Origin of the sequence: Rahnella sp. PCH160 (assembly GCF_047784855.1) — a bacterium.
GTDB lineage: Bacteria > Pseudomonadota > Gammaproteobacteria > Enterobacterales > Enterobacteriaceae > Rahnella.
The window spans coordinates 4,709,011-4,730,585 of record NZ_JBLOGT010000001.1 but is presented as its reverse complement, the minus strand read 5'-3'; the positions used below and the strand labels follow the sequence as shown (position 1 = coordinate 4,730,585).

Annotated in this window: 19 protein-coding genes, 1 other RNA gene and 2 pseudogenes; 12 read left to right on the top strand and 10 right to left on the bottom strand. The window is 50.6% G+C overall.

Going from position 1 to position 21,575, the window contains the following annotated elements:
• Positions 1-112: 112 nt before the first annotated feature.
• Positions 113-934, top strand: a complete 822-nt coding sequence (gene cof / locus ACM5QY_RS22145; RefSeq protein WP_416122695.1) for an HMP-PP phosphatase — start codon at positions 113-115, stop codon at positions 932-934.
• Positions 935-1,116: 182 nt separating this feature from the next.
• On the opposite strand, the gene ACM5QY_RS22140 is transcribed toward cof, so the two are convergent.
• Positions 1,117-2,160, bottom strand: a complete 1,044-nt coding sequence (locus ACM5QY_RS22140) for a PLP-dependent cysteine synthase family protein (RefSeq protein WP_416122694.1) — start codon at positions 2,158-2,160, stop codon at positions 1,117-1,119.
• A 120-nt stretch (positions 2,161-2,280) separates the two neighbouring features.
• Between ACM5QY_RS22140 and ACM5QY_RS22135 the strand changes: the two genes are divergently transcribed.
• The 5 genes and pseudogenes from ACM5QY_RS22135 to amtB all read left to right on the top strand — a co-directional run bounded on the left by ACM5QY_RS22135 (position 2,281) and on the right by amtB (position 8,487).
• Positions 2,281-2,736 (top strand): Lrp/AsnC family transcriptional regulator, encoded by a 456-nt coding sequence (locus ACM5QY_RS22135; RefSeq protein ID WP_416122693.1) that lies wholly within the window; start codon positions 2,281-2,283, stop codon positions 2,734-2,736.
• A 136-nt stretch (positions 2,737-2,872) separates the two neighbouring features.
• A pseudogene (locus ACM5QY_RS22130) lies at positions 2,873-4,641 on the top strand (SmdA family multidrug ABC transporter permease/ATP-binding protein).
• 7 nt (positions 4,642-4,648) lie between these two features.
• Positions 4,649-6,432: pseudogene (locus ACM5QY_RS22125) on the top strand (SmdB family multidrug efflux ABC transporter permease/ATP-binding protein).
• 341 nt (positions 6,433-6,773) lie between these two features.
• Positions 6,774-7,112, top strand: a complete 339-nt coding sequence (gene glnK, locus ACM5QY_RS22120; RefSeq protein WP_009639071.1) for a P-II family nitrogen regulator — start codon at positions 6,774-6,776, stop codon at positions 7,110-7,112.
• A gap of 85 nt (positions 7,113-7,197) precedes the next feature.
• A complete protein-coding gene (amtB, locus tag ACM5QY_RS22115) occupies positions 7,198-8,487 on the top strand; it encodes an ammonium transporter AmtB (protein WP_416122692.1) in 1,290 nt (429 codons plus the stop codon).
• A 129-nt stretch (positions 8,488-8,616) separates the two neighbouring features.
• On the opposite strand, the gene tesB is transcribed toward amtB, so the two are convergent.
• Positions 8,617-9,483: an acyl-CoA thioesterase II gene (tesB, locus tag ACM5QY_RS22110; RefSeq protein WP_416122691.1), complete on the bottom strand. Its 867-nt coding sequence runs from the start codon at positions 9,481-9,483 to the stop codon at positions 8,617-8,619.
• A 246-nt stretch (positions 9,484-9,729) separates the two neighbouring features.
• On the opposite strand from tesB, the gene ACM5QY_RS22105 reads away from it, so the two are divergent.
• Positions 9,730-10,308 (top strand): YbaY family lipoprotein, encoded by a 579-nt coding sequence (locus ACM5QY_RS22105; RefSeq protein WP_416122690.1) that lies wholly within the window; start codon positions 9,730-9,732, stop codon positions 10,306-10,308.
• A 62-nt stretch (positions 10,309-10,370) separates the two neighbouring features.
• Here the strand turns inward: ACM5QY_RS22105 and ACM5QY_RS22100 are convergent, their stop codons facing one another.
• Positions 10,371-10,679 carry an MGMT family protein gene (locus ACM5QY_RS22100; RefSeq protein WP_416122689.1) on the bottom strand — a complete coding sequence of 103 codons (309 nt, stop codon included), beginning with the start codon at positions 10,677-10,679 and terminating at the stop codon, positions 10,371-10,373.
• 194 nt (positions 10,680-10,873) lie between these two features.
• On the opposite strand from ACM5QY_RS22100, the gene ffs reads away from it, so the two are divergent.
• Positions 10,874-10,970, top strand: an RNA gene (gene ffs / locus ACM5QY_RS22095) — signal recognition particle sRNA small type.
• Between the two features lie 682 nt (positions 10,971-11,652).
• Here the strand turns inward: ffs and ACM5QY_RS22090 are convergent.
• The 3 genes from ACM5QY_RS22090 to ACM5QY_RS22080 form a co-directional block, all read right to left on the bottom strand.
• Positions 11,653-11,856: an HHA domain-containing protein gene (locus ACM5QY_RS22090; protein WP_056771138.1), complete on the bottom strand. Its 204-nt coding sequence runs from the start codon at positions 11,854-11,856 to the stop codon at positions 11,653-11,655.
• 45 nt (positions 11,857-11,901) lie between these two features.
• Positions 11,902-12,270 carry an Hha toxicity modulator TomB gene (gene tomB, locus ACM5QY_RS22085; protein ID WP_416122688.1) on the bottom strand — a complete coding sequence of 123 codons (369 nt, stop codon included), beginning with the start codon at positions 12,268-12,270 and terminating at the stop codon, positions 11,902-11,904.
• 231 nt (positions 12,271-12,501) lie between these two features.
• A complete protein-coding gene (locus ACM5QY_RS22080; protein WP_416122687.1) occupies positions 12,502-12,855 on the bottom strand; it encodes a hypothetical protein in 354 nt (117 codons plus the stop codon).
• A 350-nt stretch (positions 12,856-13,205) separates the two neighbouring features.
• On the opposite strand from ACM5QY_RS22080, the gene ACM5QY_RS22075 reads away from it, so the two are divergent.
• Genes ACM5QY_RS22075 through ACM5QY_RS22065 form a run of 3 tightly spaced genes read left to right on the top strand, consistent with a single transcriptional unit; the run spans position 13,206 to position 15,725 of the window.
• Positions 13,206-13,967: a metal ABC transporter ATP-binding protein gene (locus tag ACM5QY_RS22075; RefSeq protein ID WP_416122686.1), complete on the top strand. Its 762-nt coding sequence runs from the start codon at positions 13,206-13,208 to the stop codon at positions 13,965-13,967.
• Positions 13,964-14,821 (top strand): metal ABC transporter permease, encoded by an 858-nt coding sequence (locus tag ACM5QY_RS22070; RefSeq protein WP_416122685.1) that lies wholly within the window; start codon positions 13,964-13,966, stop codon positions 14,819-14,821. Before ACM5QY_RS22075 ends, ACM5QY_RS22070 begins: the two co-directional genes overlap by 4 nt.
• 25 nt (positions 14,822-14,846) lie before the next feature.
• Complete coding sequence (locus ACM5QY_RS22065; protein ID WP_416122960.1) at positions 14,847-15,725, top strand: metal ABC transporter substrate-binding protein; 879 nt, start codon at positions 14,847-14,849, stop codon at positions 15,723-15,725.
• A gap of 120 nt (positions 15,726-15,845) precedes the next feature.
• On the opposite strand, the gene ykgO is transcribed toward ACM5QY_RS22065, so the two are convergent.
• The 4 genes from ykgO to ACM5QY_RS22045 form a co-directional block, all read right to left on the bottom strand.
• Positions 15,846-15,986, bottom strand: a complete 141-nt coding sequence (ykgO, locus tag ACM5QY_RS22060) for a type B 50S ribosomal protein L36 (RefSeq protein ID WP_072034012.1) — start codon at positions 15,984-15,986, stop codon at positions 15,846-15,848.
• Positions 15,987-16,006: 20 nt separating this feature from the next.
• The gene (locus ACM5QY_RS22055; protein ID WP_416122684.1) at positions 16,007-16,261 is read right to left on the bottom strand and encodes a type B 50S ribosomal protein L31; all 255 of its coding nucleotides are present in this window, start codon (positions 16,259-16,261) and stop codon (positions 16,007-16,009) included.
• A 119-nt stretch (positions 16,262-16,380) separates the two neighbouring features.
• Positions 16,381-19,533, bottom strand: coding sequence for a multidrug efflux RND transporter permease subunit AcrB (gene acrB, locus ACM5QY_RS22050; protein ID WP_416122683.1), 3,153 nt, complete (start codon positions 19,531-19,533; stop codon positions 16,381-16,383).
• A 16-nt stretch (positions 19,534-19,549) separates the two neighbouring features.
• The gene (locus ACM5QY_RS22045; protein ID WP_416122682.1) at positions 19,550-20,725 is read right to left on the bottom strand and encodes an efflux RND transporter periplasmic adaptor subunit; all 1,176 of its coding nucleotides are present in this window, start codon (positions 20,723-20,725) and stop codon (positions 19,550-19,552) included.
• A gap of 141 nt (positions 20,726-20,866) precedes the next feature.
• On the opposite strand from ACM5QY_RS22045, the gene acrR reads away from it, so the two are divergent.
• Complete coding sequence (acrR, locus tag ACM5QY_RS22040) at positions 20,867-21,514, top strand: multidrug efflux transporter transcriptional repressor AcrR (RefSeq protein WP_416122959.1); 648 nt, start codon at positions 20,867-20,869, stop codon at positions 21,512-21,514.
• The last annotated feature ends 61 nt before the right edge of the window (positions 21,515-21,575 follow it).

The window sequence follows — 21,575 nt, the reverse complement described above, 5'->3', positions numbered from 1 at the left end:
AACCAAAATGTGAACTAAACCCGGAAGAGTATTTATAAACTGTTCACTATTAGTTCCGTAAATCGCAGTCCATACTTTGAACGTGAAAATCATTGCCGCCCGGAGAGGAAATATGTACCGTTTAGCTGCATTCGATATGGATGGCACGCTTCTTTTACCCGACCATACCCTGGGCGAGAAAACGCTGACAACGCTGCGCCAGCTGGCCGAAAAACCCCTGCGACTCACCTTTGCTACCGGCCGTCATTATCTTGAAATGAAAGATATTCTGGCCAATATCGGGATAGAAGGTTTTCTGATTACCGGCAACGGCACCCGCATTCACGACCTGTCCGGGCATTTACTGCACGCCAGCGATTTACCGGAAGATTGTGCACATGAACTGCTGCATACGGCCTGGGATACACCGGCGAGTCAGCATGTTTTTCGTGATGATGGCTGGTTTACCGCTCTGGACGATCCCGATTTACTGATCCCGCATCAGTTCAGCGGTTTCCGTTATCATTTACAGGATCTGCGTACATTGCCCGATTCCGGCAACAGCAAAGTGTGTTTCTGCGCGCCGCATGAAACACTGCTGAAACTGGTTCCGCAGCTGAAAGCGCATTTCGCCGACCGTTTAGACCTGTGTTTTTCCGCGCATGATTGCCTGGATGTGCAGCCACCGGGCTGCAACAAAGGCAGCGCGCTGGCACTTCTGACGGCGGGGCTGGATATTAAAATGTCTGAATGCATGGCCTTTGGCGATGCGATGAATGACCGGGAAATGCTGGAAGGCGTCGGAATGGGGCTGATCATGGGCAATGCGTTGCCTGTTTTGAAAGAACAATCCCCGCATCTGCAAGTTATCGGGCATTGCCGGAATCAGGCTGTGTCTCACTTTTTGCAACACTGGCTGCACACACCAAACCTCACCTATTCCCCCGAATATTAAGGTTTTGCAGCGGCCGGGATTATCTGTCCCGGCTTTTTTCCTTCATACTTCAAGCTGCTGGTGCGTTAGCTGCGTTTGCTCACCCGAATCACTTACTTATGTAAGCTCATCGGGATTCACTCACTTGCCGCCTTCCCGCAACTCGAATTATTTAGGAAAACGCTCAGTCAAAATCCAGCCTCTCAGCTAAGACCTTCAAGCTGCTGTGCGTACACCGAAATATCCCCGATATTCTTCGCGACCCAGTTCACGTCAAAATAGGTATTCAGATAACGTTCGCCGCTGTCGCAAAGCAACGTGACGATTGAGCCTGTCTCGCCTTTTTCGCGCATTTGTTTAGCCAGTTGCAACGCGCCCCAGACATTGGTCCCGGTAGAACCGCCCACTTTGCGGCCTAACATCTTTTCCAGCCAGTGAAGCGTCGCGACGCTGGCCGCATCAGGCACCTGCATCATGCTGTCGATCACGCTGGGAATAAAAGAGGGTTCGGCGCGGGGGCGGCCAATTCCTTCAATACGGCTGCTGCATTGCGCGGTTACGCTGGCATCACGTTGCTGATAATAGTCGTAAAATACGGAGTTTTCCGGGTCGACCACCACCAGTTCAGTATCATGCCCCTGATAACGGATGTAACGCCCGAGCGTGGCAGAGGTTCCGCCTGTTCCGGCGCTCATCACCAGATATCGCGGCACGGGATGCGGTTCGCGGGACATCTGACGGAAAATACTGTCAGCAATATTGTTGTTTCCCCGCCAGTCGGTTGCGCGCTCAGCAAAGGTAAACTGATCCATGTAATGGCCATTCAGCTCGCGGGCAAGTTGTTCGGAAGCAGCATAAATCTGACCGGAGTTTTCAACAAAGTGGCAGCGGCCACCGTAAAACTCAATTTGCTGAATTTTGCGGGGAGCCGTACAGGAAGGCATCACGGCAATAAAAGGCAGGCCGAGCAGACGTGCAAAATAGGCTTCTGAAATAGCCGTACTGCCCGATGATGCCTCGATAATCGGCGTATTTTCACGTATCCAGCCATTACAAAGACCATACAAAAACAGGGAACGCGCCAGACGATGTTTCAGGCTGCCGGACGGATGCGTGCTCTCATCTTTCAGATACAGCGAAATTCCGGGGAAATCGTTCAGTGCGAGACGAATTAAATGGGTATCGGCTGAACGCTGAAAATCCGCGTCGATTTCTTTAATAGCGTGATTAACCCAGGCATTTTGCATTGTGAGAGCTCGCAGAGGAAGTTTTGTGATATTAAGAATAACGCAATCGGCAGAGAAATAAGTTACCCTTTAGCCCATGAAATGCGTGTTTTGTAGAAAAATATTCTCCCGGAGTACGTTATGGTAGATAAAATTGACCTCAGGCTGTTGTCGTTGTTGCAAAAAGATTGCATGCTTTCTTTGAATGAACTGGCCGAGGCGGTAAATCTCACCACCACGCCTTGCTGGAAAAGAATTAAACGTCTTGAAGACGACGGGATTATTTGTGGAAAAGTGGCACTGCTGGATGGCGAAAAACTTGGATTGAGCCTGACGGCGTTCGTCCTGATTAAAACGCAACATCACAACAGCGAGTGGTATCAGCGATTTGTTCAGCAGGTGGAAGCGTTTCCCGAAGTGCTCGGATTTTACCGGATGGCAGGAGAATACGATTATTTACTCCAGGTTCAGGTTTCCGATATGAAAAGCTACGACAACTTTTACAAGCGGCTTGTGAACGGCATTCCAGGACTGAACGATGTGACCTCAAGTTTTGCGATGGAACGCATAAAATCGACCACCGCATTGCCAATTTAATGCAAAAGTTGCAGTAAAAAGTTTCATCAGAAACGCCGGGTAACTCTGGTATCCTTGTCGGCCTGAAGAGAAAACGGGTCTTTCTGAAGTCTGTTTAACTCAATAAAATCATTACTATTTGTATGGAAAACTCTGCGTGAGACTGTTTGCACAACTAGGCTGGTATTTCCGTCGTGAATGGCGACGGTATCTGGGTGCCGTCGCCTTGCTGATCATTATTGCTATTCTGCAATTACTGCCCCTAAGCTGGTCGGCGTAATCATTGATGGCGTAACGTCAAAACAAATGTCTGCCAGTGTGCTTTTTGCGTGGCTGGGCCTGATGCTGGGTACGGCAGTGGTGGTGTATTTACTGCGATACGTCTGGCGCGTGTTGCTGTTCGGTGCCTCCTATCAGCTGGCGGTCGAGTTGCGACAAGGATTTTTCCGTCAGCTCAGCCGTCAGCACCCCGCTTTTTATCTTCGTCATCGCACCGGGGATTTAATCGCCCGTGCGACGAATGATGTCGATCGTGTGGTCTTTGCGGCCGGAGAGGGCGTTCTGACGCTGGTCGATTCACTGGTCATGGGGCTGGCGGTGCTAATAGTGATGGCGACCCAGATCAGTTGGGAGTTAACGTTACTCTCGCTGGTACCTATGCCCATTATGGCGATCATCATCAAGCGTTACGGCGACCAGTTACATTCCCGTTTTAAAACGGCGCAGGCGGCATTTTCCTCGCTCAACGATCAGGCGCAGGAAAGCCTGACCAGCATCCGGATGATCAAAGCTTTCGGGCTGGAGAATCATCAGTCCTCACAGTTTGCCGATGTTGCGGCGGATACCGGCGCTAAAAACATGCGTGTCGCCCGCGTTGATGCGCGTTTTGATCCGACCATTTACGTCTCTATCGGTATGGCAAACCTGCTGGCGATTGGCGGCGGGAGCTGGATGGTGGTCAACGGACACCTGACGCTCGGACAATTAACCAGTTTTGTCATGTATCTCGGGCTGATGATCTGGCCGATGCTGGCGCTGGCGTGGATGTTCAATATCGTTGAACGCGGAAGTGCTGCTTACAGCCGTATCCGCAGCCTGCTGGAAGAGGCGCCTGCGGTGGCGGACGGAGCGAAACCGTTACCTGCGGGCCGTGCCGTGCTCGAGGCGCAGATCACGCGATTCCAGTATCCTGAAAATGCTCAGACCGCATTGCGTTTAGTCGAATTCTCCCTGCAACCGGGCAAAATGCTCGGGCTGTGCGGCCCGACGGGTTCGGGTAAAAGTACGCTTCTGGCGCTTTTGCAACGTCAGTTCGACGTCACCGAAGGGGACGTGCGTTATCACGGTTTATCCCTCAAAGAGATCCAGCTCGACGACTGGCGCGCGCGTGTGGCGATAGTCAGCCAGACGCCTTTCCTGTTCTCCGATACGGTGGCGCAAAACATTGCACTGGGACGTCCGGAAGCCACTCAGGAAGAAATTCAAGAAGCCGCCCGGCTTGCGAGCGTACATGACGACATTCTGCGGTTGCCTCAGGGTTACGAAACCGAAGTCGGTGAGCGTGGCGTGATGCTTTCCGGCGGGCAGAAACAACGTATTTCCATCGCCCGTGCATTGCTGATGAAAGCGGAAATCCTGATCCTCGATGACGCGCTGTCGGCAGTTGATGGCCGCACGGAGCATCAGATTCTGCATAATTTACGGCAGTGGGGAAGTGACCGTACGGTGATTATCAGCGCACACCGTCTTTCAGCCCTGACTGAGGCCAGTGAAATTCTGGTGTTCAACCATGGAAGCATTTCGCAGCGTGGCGATCACGATCATCTTGTTGCACAACCTGGCTGGTATCGGGATATGTTCCGCTATCAGCAGCTTGAAGCTGCTCTGGACGACGCGCCGCAGGACAAGGAGACGGAACGTGGCTGAGCAAAAAGTGAATAAAATTCAGAAGTTATGGCCAACGCTTAAACGACTTCTCAAATACGGAAAACCTTACTCTAAGCCACTTTCCTATGCTGTCATCATGTTGTGGGTTGCCGCCGCAGCGGAAGTGACCGGCCCCATTCTGATCAGCTTCTTTATTGATCACTATGTCGCGAAAGGGGAATTACCGTGGGGGAAAGTCAGCTTGCTGGCGCTTTGCTTTATCTTCCTGCAATTTCTTGCGGCAAGTCTGCACTATTTTCAGGCGCTGCTGTTTAATCGCGCCGCTGTTGGCGTGGTCCAGCGTTTGCGTACAGATGTTATGGACGCCGCACTCCGGCAGCCGCTCAGCGCGTTCGATACTCAGCCGGTCGGGCAGCTTATTTCCCGCGTGACCAATGATACGGAAGTGATCCGCGATTTATACGTAACCGTGGTCTCGACGGTGTTACGGAGTATTGCCCTGATTGGCGCAATGCTGATTGCGATGTTTAGTCTCGACTGGCGGCTGGCTTGCGTTGCTATCTGTATTTTCCCGGCCGTATTCGTCGTAATGGGGCTGTATCAGATCTACAGCACACCGGTCGTTCGCAAGGTGCGCGCTTATCTGGCTGACATAAATGATGGGTTTAACGAAGTCATTAATGGCATGAACGTCATCCAGCAATTCCGTCAGCAGAAAAGATTTGGTGAACGCCTTACGCGTGCCAGCCAGTCGCACTACATGGCACGTATGCAAACGCTGAGGCTGGAAGGTTTTCTGCTGCGACCATTACTGAGCCTTTTCTCGTCTTTAATTCTGTGCGGTTTACTGCTGCTGTTCGGATTCAGCGCCGAAGGCTCTATTGGTGTGGGGTGTTGTATGCCTTCATCAACTATCTGGGACGCCTCAATGAACCTCTGATCGAACTGACTTCGCAGCAGTCAATTTTGCAGCAGGCGGTGGTTGCCGGTGAACGTATTTTTGATTTGATGGACAGAACCCAGCAGCAATACGGCCCGGACGACAAATTGCTCACCAGCGGGGAAATTGAAGTCAGGGATGTCAGCTTTGCTTATCAGGCTGACAAGTGGGTGCTGGAAAATATCTCGCTGCATGTTCCGTCGCGTGGTTTCGTGGCGCTGGTCGGGCACACCGGCAGCGGGAAAAGTACGCTGGCGAATTTACTCATGGGATATTACCCGCTCAATAAAGGCGAAATCCGTGTAGACGGAAGAAACCTCGCAGACTTATCACACGCCAGCCTGCGCAAAGGCATCGCTATGGTTCAGCAGGATCCGGTGGTACTGGCGGAATCCGTGTTCGCTAATGTGACCTTAGGACGTGATATTGATGAAGCGCAGGTCTGGCATGCGCTGGACATCGTGCAGCTTTCTCCGCTGGTGCGGGAAATGCCGGAGGGGCTGAATACGCGTCTGGGTGAACAGGGGAATAATCTTTCCGTGGGCCAGAAACAGTTGCTGGCGATGGCGCGCGTTTTGGTGCAGGCACCTGAGATTCTGATCCTTGACGAGGCAACGGCCAATATTGATTCCGGAACCGAGCAGGCAATTCAGCGTGCCTTAAGGGCTATTCGTCAGCAAACCACTCTGGTGGTGATTGCCCACCGCCTTTCTACGATTGTCGATGCCGATAATATTTTGGTATTGCACCGGGGTCAGGCGGTTGAACAAGGTAACCACTTCCAGCTTCTGGCGGAAAAAGGCCGGTATTATCAGATGTATCAGTTGCAGCTGGCCGGGCAGGAACTGGCTTCCACTGGTGCGGATATTTCAGCCACAGAAAACGCATAATCTTTGAGCTGGCGTAGCCTGTTTGTTACGCCAGTGCATTTCTCCGCGCTACTTTACGTCTTCATTTTCGTTCATCCCGCTCCTTACCCATGCAGTAAAAAAACCTTGCCCGATGCCTTGCACTAAAAAGTAGCGTCAGGCACTTAAATGGTGCGCACAAGGCTTCGGTGAATACGGTTGCACAACTGTGCGCCGGGTCACGAATATTCCGAAAATGCCGTATTACGCGGGAATCTCATGAATATTTGCGCAATTCTAACTCTGGCACACCCTTTGCTTTATCCATTCCGTATCGGGCGCGAGGTTTCTCGCGGCAAGCCCTTAATTCGAGGAGTGGCACAATGAAGCTGGTTACTGTGGTGATCAAACCTTTTAAGCTTGAAGACGTGCGTGAAGCGCTGTCTGCTGTTGGAATTCAGGGACTGACCGTAACGGAAGTTAAAGGTTTCGGCCGTCAGAAAGGTCACGCTGAGTTGTACCGCGGTGCGGAATACAGCGTGAACTTCCTGCCAAAAGTAAAAATCGACATTGCTATCGCTGATGATCAGCTTGATGAAGTGATCGACGTGATCAGCAAAGCGGCCTACACCGGCAAGATCGGTGATGGCAAAATTTTCGTTGCTGAATTGCAACGTGTCATCCGTATCCGTACGGGTGAAACTGACGAAGCAGCACTGTAATTTCAGGCCTTTATCTCTGATATAAATCGCTTTGATATAAATCAGGTTAGAAAAAACAGTTTAGAGAAACAGGGGTGGGTTAATAATGAAAAAACTTTTATCCATGATGGGGCTTGGCGCAGTTGCATTGCTGCCTTCGCTTGCCATGGCAGCAGCACCGGCAGTTGCAAACGGCGCTGACAACGCATTTATGATGATCTGTACAGCCTTGGTACTGTTTATGACAGTACCTGGCGTGGCACTGTTCTACGGCGGCTTACTGCGCTCTAAGAACGTTTTGTCCATGCTGACTCAGGTCATTGTGACCTTCGCACTGGTCTGCGTGCTGTGGATCCTGTATGGCTACAGCCTGGCATTCAGTGAAGGTAACGCCTTCTTCGGCGGCTTCGGCAATGTGATGATGAAAGGTATTGGCCTGGATTCTGTTACCGGCACCTTCTCCCAGATGATTCACGTAGCGTTCCAATGCTCATTCGCCTGCATAACTGTCGCGCTGATTGTGGGCGGTATCGCTGAACGTGTTCGTTTCTCTGCGGTGCTGATTTTCACTGTGATTTGGCTGACCTTCTCTTACATCCCGATGGCTCACATGGTTTGGGCGGGCGGTTTCCTGGCGGCTGATGGCGCGCTGGACTTCGCGGGGGGTACAGTTGTACACATCAACGCCGCTATTGCAGGTCTGGTCGGTGCGTATCTGCTTGGCAAACGTGCGGGCTTTGGTAAAGAAGCCTTCAAACCACACAACCTGCCGATGGTGTTCACCGGTGCTTCAATCCTGTATGTGGGCTGGTTTGGTTTCAACGCGGGTTCTGCAAGTGCGGCGAGCTCCATTGCGGCTCTGGCTTTCCTGAACACTGTGATTGCAACCGCAGGTGCAATCCTGTCCTGGACGCTGGTTGAGTGGATGGTTCGCGGTAAGCCTTCTCTGCTTGGCGCAAGCTCTGGTGCTATCGCAGGCCTGGTTGCTATCACCCCGGCGTGCGGTACTGTCGGCGTAGGCGGTGCTCTGATTATCGGTCTGGTAGGCGGCGTCACCGGCCTGTGGGGTGTGGTTACCCTGAAAAAATGGCTGCGTGTTGACGATACCTGTGACGTATTCGGCGTTCACGGCGTGTGCGGTATCGTAGGTTGTCTGCTGACCGGCGTATTCACTTCCAGCTCTCTGGGTGGTGTGGGTTATGCAGAAGGCGTGACCATGGGTCATCAGGTCTGGGTTCAGTTCTTCAGCGTCTGCGTTACGCTGGTCTGGTCTGGCGTTGTGGCCTTCATCGGTTACAAAGTGGCTGACATGATTGTAGGTCTGCGTGTTCCTGAAGAGCAGGAACGTGAAGGTCTGGATGTCAACAGCCACGGCGAGAATGCTTACAACCAGTAAGTTGATTTCAGAGAAAGCAGTGCGCTAAATTCTCTTATCAGGCAGTACAAAATAATAACCATCAAGAATTGAAAGGGGCGATTTCACCATCGCCCCTTTTTTACGTCTGCTATTTACATCAAATGCGTATTACTCGACTGGCCTTTGACGGATAACGCCTTCCTGCACCGTTGAGGCCACTAAAACCCCGTCACGCGTGTAGAACTGGCCACGGACAAAACCACGGGCACCGGAAGCCGAAGTGCTTTCAACGGCATACAGCAGCCAGTCATCCATGCGGAAAGGTCGGTGGAACCACATCGAATGGTCGATGGTTGCCACCTGCATTCCCGGCTCAAGGAAGCCGATGCCGTGAGGTTGCAGCGCGGTGGGCAGGAAATTGAAATCAGACGCGTAGCCCAGTAAATACTGGTGGATCCTCAGGTCGTCAGGCATTTCGCCATTTGCGCGGAACCACACGGCGCGGTGCGGCTCTTCAATACTGCCTTTCAACGGGTTATGGAATTTAACCGGACGCATCTCGATAGGTTTGTGACCGATGAATTTTTCACGGAATTTTTCCGGGATAAGATGCGCCAGATTTTTGGCAATATCTGATTCTGAAACCAGCGATTCCGGTGGTGGCACATCCGGCATCGTGTTCTGGTGTTCGAAGCCTTCTTCCTGACTCTGGAAAGAGGCCGTCATATAAAAAATCGGCTTTCCATGTTGTACGGCTTTCACGCGACGTGCGCTGAAACTGTTGCCGTCACGCAGGATTTCAACGTCATAAATAATCGGCTTGCTGCTGTCGCCCGGGCGTAAAAAGTAACTGTGAAAAGAGTGGATGCCACGATCGACCGGCACGGTTTGTTTGGCGGCGTACAGTGCCTGACCGACAACCTGACCACCAAAGACCTGTCGTAAACCCAGATCTTCACTTTGACCACGAAACAGTCCTTCTTCGATTTTTTCCAGATCTAAAAGATCCAGCAGATTTTTTAATGCCTGACTCATAGTGGCCTCATGAAAGTTACCGGTTGATGCGTGCCGGACGCTGAAAAAAGGCATCTTCTGGCACAGGTCTAACCTGTTAATCATAGTGGATCTTTCTGGCGCTCAGAAGCCCTGTTTTGTTGTCGGGAGGCAAACTTCAGATTTTTGTGCCATAATTGGTAGGTAAGCTGGTTAAAGTGACTAAATTCATCGTCGGCGTTTATTACAGCTTGTCGACAAGCGACTAATAAAAAGGGAGTACGATCAATGAAACTTTGGCAGATAGTAGGTGGAACCGCGCTGTCTTTGACTCTTGCCGGGTGCGCACCGCACCACCAGGCTCCAGCGCAGCAACCCCCTGTTAATACGGCGGCCAGTCCGGCGACCGAACCTGCGATCACCGGCCCAAATGTGTCTGGTAGCGTGTTTATCAATCAGCGTGTGGCCTTGCCACCTGATGCGGTTCTGACAGTTACATTGTCTGATGCGTCAATAGCAGATGCGCCTTCTCGCGTCATTTCGCAGAAAGTCGCAAGAACACAGGGTAAACAGGCGCCGTTTACGTTTATCCTGCCGTATAACCCGCAGGAAATTGCGCCAAATGCCCGCGTTCTGTTGAGCGCAGCGGTGACCGTTAATGGTCAGATGACCTTTGTCACCGATAGCATTAAGGAAGTGATTAATCACGGTCAGGGTACCCGTGCCGATCTGCAACTTGTGCCGGTTGTCGCCGTACCTGTTGCCACCAAATCTGAAGCTTCAGGTCTGTTAAGCAACCCGTCTAATCCGGGGCTGGGGACTTCACCTGCACCGATTAGCGCAGTGCCAACGCAGTCAACTTACTGATCTAGTGGTTGCAAATCCGCACTCAGGCACCGCTCCGGCGGTGCTTTTTTATGTATGCAGATTCACCATTTCCAGCCATATTTCTCTAAATCTATTTTACCTTTCTTAAAGACGATCCCTTCAGCCAGCAATGCCTGACGCTGACGCTTGAAATCTTCGCCCTGCTGTGAAATTTCGCCGTGGCGGTTAATTACGCGATGCCAGGGCAGCGTGCTGCCTTCCGGCAATTTTTTCAGGACACCACCGACCTGACGTGCTGCGCGCGGAGAACCTGCAAGCTGTGCCACGTTACCGTAGGTGGTGACGTGTCCGGCGGGGATGGCGGCGATAATCTGAAATACGCGCTGGCGAAAGTTATCGGGCTCTGACATGACATCCTCCTCAGTGTTTACCGGACAGTATGACGTAAAAAACGGGGGTCTGTCCGGCCTAATCTGGGCGTATTGTTTAAGAAAACAACGGTTGTCTGCGGTTAACTTGCTTTTGCTCTGGTCATCACAGATAATGCCCACCGCTTCGATTCTCTTGTGCAGAGACGCGGAGCCAACAACGACAATGGGGGCCCTGTTGGTTCTCCCGCAACACTAACTTGTTAACTCGGTCAGGTCCGGAAGGAAGCAGCCATAGCAGGTATCGTGTGTGCCGGGATGTAGCTGGCAGGGCCTCCACCAATTTCAGGCCCTCCCGTTTTACCTCTCCTGCAATACCGTTCACGCGTAGATTTGAAACTCCGCCTTCGCCTGAAAAAACAGGCATGGAATTTCTGCGCCTGTTTTTTGATGAAGTGCTGAGCAGCGCGCTTCGACAAATTGAATATTTTTTGGGCGGAAAATTACTGCACAGAACCGCACAGGGCGTAAGCCTGACTGTACAGGGTCAAGCCGTGTGCTGCCTTATGCAGAGCGCTTATTAAATACGGCGCAGGGTGTTTTCGACGATATACAGCAAATTATGTGGCAGGGGGGACAGGACTCAACGTATCGGGCTTGTGTCTTCAGGCAGTACGCTGTTATTTCCGGCGGTTCCGCAATTATTATCCGAATATTTCCCTAAAATTCGTGTGGAATTTCACGACCTGACCAACGACACTTTATTACTGGAATTAACGGTGATTCATTTACCGCAGCCGGCATTAAGCCGCACGGTACCGATGATACGTAAACCCGCGCCATTGAGGTTGCCGAAAACGGAACAATGTTTTCAGTTTTTATTGCAGACATTTCACAAGCAGATCAAACAGAAGGCAGAACGTTTAATCTGAAAGGGATTGTTAAATAACATTAACGTTATTTTGTATAAATAATAAGCGTTGGGCCGAAGATTATTTCGACCCAACTTTATCGATCAACGTACAAATTTCCAAACGGCTACCGGGATTTTATCGTACAGTTTGTTCATCGTTAGCTCCGCTAAACGATGGTCTGCCGCCGAGTAAAACAATTCGAGTTCGTCGTCGGAAAGTTCATACTTATTTTTTTCAATAACACGTTCAAGTGTATCAATAGTGGTGCATTTTCTTAAACGCATCAAATAGTCGATTTTGTTCATCTTCGCCTTTTCATTTTTATCTGATGACTGCCTGTAAATTATTACTCAAGTCTTCATCAGGGTACAGATGTAGTCCCCTGAGAACATTCTGAATAGTCGCTTCTTGGTTTTCTGCCATTGACGCAAGTCAGAATCGTTAATTCCATAATTACTGAACAGGGTGTAGGTATCGTCCAGATACTCTTCAACCAGGTCACTTAAATGGGTATCATCCGGATACTTAATTTTAAAACTCATCACGAAAGACGCAATGTGTTCGATCAGTTCATTGAGCTGCAGGTTTAGAGCTGAAGTCGGGTCGTTGACCCAGCCATGGTGACTATCACCCAGTGTTGCAATCCCCTCATCGTACAGCATTTCATTCAGGTAGCGTAACTGAGCAATATCGTGCCGCTTAGGCGAGTACTCATCCATATCATCCCCTCCGTAATGGTTTATTCGGTGTTGATAACACTCTGTGAGTAAACAACAAAACTTGGTGGCTTACAGGAAACGGCTCTTACTACAAACGCTATGAACTTACTAAAACTTCAAAGACCATCACATCAGACAATGTCTTTGCGCGGAGGTTTACACGATTTATAAACAGTTAGTAATTTAAATATAATTCATTTTCAGAAAGCTGTGCAAACGTATTACTCAAACTTACAATTCGTCCGCTGTCGTTCCTTTGCTCAGTTCAATAATATCAAACTCCAAACCTTCAGGTTTAACATGGAATGTGACACTTTGCGTCATGAACTCTTCGGCATTAATGTCCAGGCAGCCATTGAAGACTGTCCAGCGAAAACGGTAAGTCATTGAATAATAGTTATGGCCAATTTGTGTTATTGACACGATTTGCAAAGAATTTGGTTCATATTGCGCATTTTCTGAGAAATAACGTAAATCCCCAATTAACGGTGCTTCAATTTCAGATAAAGTGCTGTCAATTATCTGTTGCAGTCTCTGAGGAGTTAGAATTTTCTCATTAATATCGTAAGGGATGATTTTCTTCAACAGTTATTACCTCTTACTCGCTTACCTTTTCATTATTACACATTTTTATCAGGATGTGTTTTGAGCAGTGAAAAAAAATCCCGCACCGAAATTTCATAACTTTATGATTGTATTGGGAATTACTATCTGCACATCAATTTTTACCCTTTTCTAACAGTTTTGACTCCATCCCGGCGCGGCTTTCCACCTGTTTTACCTCAACCGGTAAAAAGCTGAAACAGTTCACGTATTGCTCTGTAGGCTGGTTTGTGATGTTATATTATAACGAATGGAGGAGTCATGACTAGAACACTTTTTACGCTTTCTTCGCCGGTGCGCTGCGTTGCGGTACTGGCTGTGCTCATTGTTTTATGGGCCGCGATTTATTGGGCGATTTCACTACCATGATTTTTGTTAATGACGTCGAAGTCGGTTACGACCGGCATGCGGTTGCCATGCCACTGAACGGGCAGTTTCAGAGTGGTTCGCTTACGGCGATTATCGGCGCGAACGGCGCAGGGAAATCGACATTTCTGAAAACGCTGGCCGGGCTGCAACAGTCCGTGGCGGGCGACATTACATTTACGGGCGGCAAACGCCCGCGACTGGCGTATCTGCCGCAGCAGGCGGAGCTGGATCGCAGTTTTCCCATCAGTGTATTCGACCTGGTCGCGATGGGTTGCTGGCCGCAAAGCGGTTTATTTGGCGGGATTAATCGCCAGTCAGCGGTGGCGGTATCGAAGGCCTTAGAGACGGTCGGGATGACCGAGATGTCGCAGCTTCCCGTTGGTTCGCTTTCTGGTGGTCAGCTACAGCGCACGTTGTTTGCGCGTTTGCTGGTTCAGCAGGCACCGTTAATTATGCTCGATGAGCCTTTCACCGGTATTGACAGCCAGACGACTGAACTGCTGCTGAAAGTCATCGCGCAGTGGCATCAGGAAGGCAAAACCGTGATCGCAGTGCTACACGATATCTCCATGGTCGCCCGGCATTTTCCTCACGTACTTTATCTCAGCGCCAGCCAAAATCTGTGGGGAAGTGTGCACGATGTTCTGGGACATTTCCCTCATCATGCACATGCCTGTGTTTCAGCAGAACCTTTTTCTCTGGCGGCGGGAGTCGCAAATTCATGATGCTTTTTCATTTACTGGCCGATCCGTTTATTGAATTCGGCTTTATGCGCCGCGCATTAATCGCCTGTATTGCGTTATCAATCAGCGCCACGCCGCTGGGCGTTTTCCTTTTATTACGCCGTATGAGCCTGGTCGGCGATGCGCTTTCGCACGCGGTGTTACCCGGCGCTGCGATCGGTTATCTGATTTCAGGTATGTCGCTGGTAGCGATGGGAATTGGTGGATTTATAGCGGGTTTGGCGGTTGCCATGCTTTCCGGGCTGGTGAGCCGCAGGACCCAGTTAAAAGAAGATGCCAGTTTCGCCGGTTTTTATCTCGGTTCGCTGGCTCTGGGCGTCACGCTGGTTTCACTGCGCGGTTCGAGCGTAGACCTTCTGCATGTGCTGTTTGGCTCGATTCTGGCCATCGATTCTTCCGCCATGATAATGGTCGGTATTATTACCAGCGTGTCATTGCTGGTGCTGGCCTGTATTTACCGCGCGCTGGTGATTGAATCCTTCGACTCTTTATTTCTGCGCGTCAGCGCCGGGAAATGGCTGGCGGCGATCCACGGGATTTTCCTGGCGCTGGTGGTCATCAATCTGGTCGCCGGTTTCCAGATCCTCGGCACGCTGATGTCAGTCGGCCTGATGATGTTACCTGCGGCCAGCGCTCGTTTCTGGGCGCGTGACTTACCGCACACCTTGCTGAGCGCCATGATTATTGGCGTGATTTCCAGCGTGGTCGGGCTTGTCTGGTCTTATTACGCCTCACTGCCTGCCGGGCCTGCGATTGTGCTGAGCGCGACCGTCATTTTCTTTATTTCAGTTTTATTTGGAAGGCGTGGCGGGATGTTAACGGCCTCGCGTTGTTAAGAAGTACCACTATTAAGGGGACATGATGAAAGTATTACCTGTATCACTCGCAGTAGCTGCCCTGCTGTCGAGCCCGCTGGCGATGGCGAAAACCGTCGAGGCAGTAGCCAGTTTTTCTATTTTGGGTGACATCGTTCAGGAAGTCGGGGGCGAACACGTTAAGGTGACCGCATTGGTCGGGCCTGATGGCGATCCACACAGTTTTGAACCGTCACCTAAAGACAGTAAAGCTATCAATGCCTCTGACGTCGTCTTTGTCAGCGGTTTGGGTCTGGAAGGGTGGATTGATCGTCTGGTGAAGGCCTCCGGCTATAAAGGCCATCTGGTCACGGCATCTGAAGGCATTAACTCCCGTAAGATGGAAGAAGACGGCAAGCAAATCACCGATCCTCACGCCTGGAATAGCATGGCGAACGGTGTGATTTACGCGACTAACGTCATGAATGCGTTAATCAAAGCCGATCCTGAAGATGCGGATTATTTCCGTCAGCGCGGTACGGCGTATATCGAGCAACTGCAAAAACTGGATGCCTGGGCTAAAACGGAATTCAACGGGATCCCTCAGTCAAAACGCAAAGTGCTGACCAGCCATGATGCATTCGGATATTTCGGTCAGGAATACCACGTCACCTTTATGGCGCCGGTTGGTTTTTCTACCGAAGCTGAGGCCAGTGCCAGCGGCGTGGCTTCTTTGATCAAGCAGATTAAAGAGGAAAAAGTGAAAACTTACTTCATCGAAAATCAAACTGATCCGCGTCTGGTGAAACAGATTGCTGCGGCCAGCGGTGCGCAACCGGGCGGAGAGTTGTATCCGGAAGCATTGTCAGGCCCGCAAGGCCCGGCAATGACTTACGTGAAAGCTTTCAAGCATAACGTTGAGACGATTGTCGCCAGTATGAAATAAGATTTCCCTCCCCATGGTTTTACTGTGGGGAGGTTTACATCATGTCTTAGTGATAGAAAAAGCCCCGTCGGGCAAGCGGCGGGGCTTTTGTTTTTTGGGTAAACGGGCACACAGAAAATATTAACGTTTCTTCTTTTTACCCTGCACAGCTTTGAAGCGTGGATTGCTTTTGCAAATCACATAAACCCGACCTTTACGACGGACTACGCGGCAATCCGGATGTCGTTTTTTGGCCGAACGCAATGAACTCAGTACCTGCATTTGATATTCCCTGAAGTTGTTTATTTCTTACCGAGGAAGCTGCCGAAGCGTTGATTGAAGCGGGCGGTGCTGCCTTCTTTTGAATATTCTTTCTGCTTTCCGGTGTAATACGGATGTGACGCTGAAGAAACTTCAATAGTCACATACGGATACGTTACGCCTTCCAGCTCAATGGTTCGGTCAGTAGAAATGGTTGAACCGACTTTGAAGTATTCGTCTGCGCTGGTGTCATGAAAAACCACGGTGCGGTACGCAGGATGTATAGCGGGTTTCATAATGCCTCTAAGTGTTATGTTATACTATAACAATAAGTATGCACCTATCTGTTTTCCGGTTCAAGACTCAGGCGAAAAAAAAGGCCGCATAAGCGGCCTTTCATCGGGAGCAGATCCTGTTACAGCGTCGGATGCTCTACTTTGTGGGTATGTTCGATGTCTTCGTTCTTCTTACCAAAGCGGCGGCGGACCACCACGAAGAAGACCGGAACAAAGAAGATCGCCAGCAGTGTTGCGGTGATCATCCCGCCCATTACGCCCGTACCTACGGCGTTCTGAGAACCGGAACCTGCACCGGAACTGATAACCAGCGGCATTACGCCGAGGATGAAGGCCAGTGAAGTCATCAGAATCGGACGCAAACGCATACGAACCGCTTCCAGCGTTGACTCGATGAGACCTTTACCTTCTTTATCCATCAGGTCTTTGGCGAATTCCACAATCAATATGGCGTTCTTCGCGGACAACCCGATGGTGGTCAACAAACCGACCTGGAAGTAAACGTCGTTGCTCAGGCCACGCATTGTTGCGGCCAGAAGCGCGCCGACCACACCAAGTGGCACCACCAGCATAACCGAGAACGGTATAGACCAGCTTTCATACAGCGCCGCCAGACACAGGAAGACGACAATCAGTGAGATTGCGTACAACGCTGGAGCCTGGTTACCGGACAGACGTTCCTGATAAGACAAGCCCGTCCAGTCGTAGCCGATACCGGTTGGCAGTTTAGAAGCCAGAGACTCCATCATTGCCATCGCGTCACCACTACTTTTACCCGGTGCTGGCTGACCCAGGATTTCCATCGAAGGCAGACCGTTATAACGTTCCAGACGCGGTGAACCGTATTCCCATTTCGCGCTCGAGAACGCGGAGAACGGAACCATCTGGCCTGCGCTGCCTCGCACATACAGATTGTTAATATCTGATGGCAGCATGCGGTACTTGTTTTCAGCCTGCACGTACACTTTCTTCACGCGACCACGGTCGATGAAGTCGTTGACGTAGCTACCACCAATCGACGCACCTAACGTGGTGTTGATGTCGGAAATTGAAACGCCCAGAGCCGTTGCTTTTTCCTGATCAATTTCGATTTTGAACTGTGGTGTATCTTCCAGACCGTTTGGACGAACCTGAGTCAGCAAATCAGGATGTTGAGCAATCATGCCCAGCAACTGGTTACGTGCCTGTGTCAGTTTGTCATGCCCAAGGTTAGCCTGGTCAATCAGCTGGAAGTCGAAACCTGTCGCCGTACCTAACTCAACAATTGCCGGTAAGTTGAACGGGAATACCAGAGCATCTTTGATGGTACTGAAAGCATGCATTGCACGGCCTGCGATAGCCGGAACTTTGTTTTCAGCGCCGCCACGCTCAGACCAGTCTTTCAGACTGACGAACGCGATACCGGTATTCTGACCACGACCTGCAAAACCAAAACCGTTAACGGTAAACACGGAGTTCACGTTGGCTTTTTCTTTGGTCAGGTAATAGTTGCTGACTTCATCGAGCACTTTCTGCGTACGTTCCTGAGTCGCACCTGCTGGCAACTGCGCCATGGTCAGGAATACGCCCTGGTCTTCTTCCGGCAGGAAGGAGGTTGGCAGGCGGATAAACAGGAACGCCATGCCCACAACGATCAGCAGATAAATCACCAGATAACGACCCGTACTGCGCAGAATGTTGCCTACGCTGTCGGTGTAGTGGTGCGTGCTTTGCTCGAATTTCTTGTTAAACCACCCGAAGAAACCTTTCTTATCGTGATGTTCGCCTTTGGCAACCGGCTTAAGCATGGTCGCACACAGTGCTGGCGTCAGGATCATCGCTACCAGAACAGACAACACCATGGCCGAAACGATAGTGATGGAGAACTGGCGATAGATAACACCGGTTGAACCGCCGAAGAAGGCCATCGGGATAAATACTGCGGACAGCACCATCGCGATACCCACCAGCGCACCCTGGATTTGCTCCATGGATTTTTTGGTGGCTTCTTTTGGCGGCAGGCCTTCTTCGACCATGACACGCTCGACGTTTTCTACCACCACAATGGCATCATCGACGAGCAAGCCTATCGCGAGCACCATCCCGAACATCGTCAGGGTGTTTATCGAATAGCCAAACGCAGAAAGTATGGCAAACGTACCGAGCAATACCACCGGAACGGCAATCGTTGGGATCAGCGTCGCGCGGAAGTTCTGCAGGAACAAGAACATCACCAGGAATACCAGGACGATGGCCTCGAACAGTGTTTTACCCACTTCTTTGATGGAGATCTTAACGAACGGCGTGGTGTCATACGGATAAACAACTTCTAAGCCCGCCGGGAAGAACGGCTGAAGCTTAGCCAGCGTAGCCTTAACCGATGATGCTGTATCAAGGGCATTCGCGCCGGTCGCCAGTTTGATACCCAAACCTGCTGCCGGTTGTCCGTTGAAGCGGGCGATAACGTCGTAGCTTTCACCACCCAGTTCAATTTTCGCCACGTCTTTCAGGCGAACCTGAGAGCCGTCCTGATTCACTTTCAGAATGATTTGACCGAACTCATCCGCAGACTTCAGACGGGTCTGGGCCACGATAGACGAGTTCAATTGCTGACCCGGAACCGGCGGTGTACCACCGAGCTGGCCTGCGGCAATCTGGTTGTTCTGAATTTTAATCGCACTGATAACATCAACCGGCGTCAGCTGGTAGTTGTTCAGTTTGTTCGGATCCATCCAAATACGCATCGCGTACTGGGCACCAAACAGCTGAACATCACCGACACCTGCCGTACGGCTGACCGGGTCTTTGATGTTCGAACCGACGTAGTCGGCGATGTCATCCTGGGACATCGAACCGTTGTTGGAAATAAAGCCCGCCACCATCAGGAAGCTGCTGCTCGATTTCTCAACGGAGATACCCTGTTGCTGAACTTCCTGCGGCAGCAATGGGGTTGCCAGCTGCAGTTTGTTCTGAACCTGAACCTGCGCGATATCCGCGTCGGTGCCAGAAGCAAAGGTCAGGGTGATCTGCACCGTACCAGAAGAGTCACTGGTCGACGACATGTACATCATGTTGTCGATACCGTTCATGTTCTGTTCGATAACCTGCGTAACCGTATCCTGTACCGTTTGCGCATCCGCACCCGGGTAAGTTGCGGTCAGCTGGATAGCCGGTGGCGCAACGGTTGGATACTGCGCGATAGGCAATTTAAGAATTGCCAGTGCCCCTGCCAACATGATGATGATGGCGATCACCCATGCAAAGATGGGACGATCTATAAAAAACTTAGCCATGAATTACCGGCTCCTATTAAGACTTCGTCGCTGTAGCGGGTGCTGCTGCGTTTTGATCAACTTCCTGTGCAGTTACCGGTACGCCTGGCTTAATTTTTTGCAGACCTGTCACGATAATTTTATCGCCACTTTTCAGGCCATCTGTCACGACCCATTTGTCGCCGATTGCCTGCGTTGTGGTGACGGTGCGAAGTTCAACTTTATTGTCAGCACCGACAACCATCGCTGTTGCATCACCGCGTGGGTTACGGGTGATACCTTGCTGAGGAACCAGCAGAGCGTTGTTGTTTATCCCTTCATCAAGTCGCGCGCGCACAAACATGCCTGGCAGCAGCGAACCTTGTGGGTTAGGGAAAATGGCACGCAACGTAATGGAGCCCGTCGTTTCATCAACCGTCACATCAGAGAATTCCAATGAACCCGCTTGCGAATATTCTTTACCGTTATCCAACAGCAGTTTGACCTGTGCTTTACCGTCCACCTGTTTCAGGGAACCATCAGCCAGTTCCTCTTTCAAACGCAGGAAGTCGTTGCTCGACTGGGTGACGTCAACATAGATAGGATCGAGCTGTTGCACGGTCGCCATTGCTGTCGCCTGGCCAGTGGATACCAGCGCGCCTTCGGTCACAGAGGAAATACCAATACGTCCGCTGATAGGGGAAGTCACTTTGGTATAAGCCAGATTGATACGCGCTGTTTCAACCGCTGCTTTCGCGGACACTACAGCTGCATCGGCCTGCGCCGCGGTCGCTACAGCAGTATCGTAATCTTGCTTACTGATGTAGTTGGTGCCGAGCAGAGGTTTGTAACGAGTCACGGTAAGACGAGAAATTTGCGCATTTGCCTGCGCTTTTACCAGATCGCCTTTAGCGCTGTCATACGCGGCCTGATAAGTGGCTGGATCAATTTGATATAAAGAGGTCCCGGCTTTAATTTCGCTGCCTTCAACGAAGTTTCGTTTCAGGATAATGCCGCCAACCTGCGGACGTACTTCGGCAATACGGAAGGAAGCAGTACGGCCAGGAAGTTCGGTAGTCACATTAAGCGGTTCTGTTTTCAGTGTAACGACGCCAACCTGAGGGGCTTGCGGCGCGCCTTGCTGGGCGTCTTTATCGTTACATCCTGTAAGTGCTAAACTTCCGGATAGCATCAGAACTACCGCCAGAGGCGTTAACCCTCTGTTTTTGTTCATAAATAAACCTCAAGTGTCCGATTTCAAATTGTCCAATGGATCACAAGACTTAAAATCCATTGCTGCGCTCTTAGTATGTGCATGCTATGTTACATACATTCAAGAATGTATGTAAATCAAACTCCCCTGAAAGATAATCCTATGGCACGAAAAACCAAATCACAGGCGCTTGAGACCAGACAACACATACTGGATGCGGCTGTGCGTGAGTTTTCTGCCCGGGGAGTATCGTCGACATCGCTGACTGATATTGCGAATGCAGCCGGTGTGACACGGGGCGCAATTTATTGGCATTTCAGGAACAAAGTGGAACTGTTTAACGCGATTTGGGAGGCCTATGAGTCCCAGATTAAAGTACTCGAACTAGAGTATCAGACAAAGTTTCCGAATAATCCACTGTGTATTTTGCGTGAAATACTGATTTACATTCTGGTCGCCACCGTCACCGATCCTCAACGTAAAGCATTGATGGAAATTATATTCCATAAATGTGAATTTGTTGGGGAGATGACGTCCGTTCATGAAGCGCGTAAATCACTCTATATGGAAGGATACGGTAAAATTGAACGTATTCTTGAGAGATGTATTAAAGAAAAACAATTACCTGCCACGCTGGACACCCGTCAGGCCGCCGTTATTTTGCGTGCTTACCTGACTGGCCTGATGGAAAACTGGCTCTTTATTCCGGAAAGCTTTGATTTACAGAAGAATGCTGAGCGGTTTGTGGACACCTATCTCGACATGTTACGCCATTCCTCTTTCCTGATGCTCCCGCCCAAAACCGTGTAATCGTTTCCGCACGATTAATAAGCCTGCAACCTTTATTGACTGTTCCGCTGCAAAAGTAAAC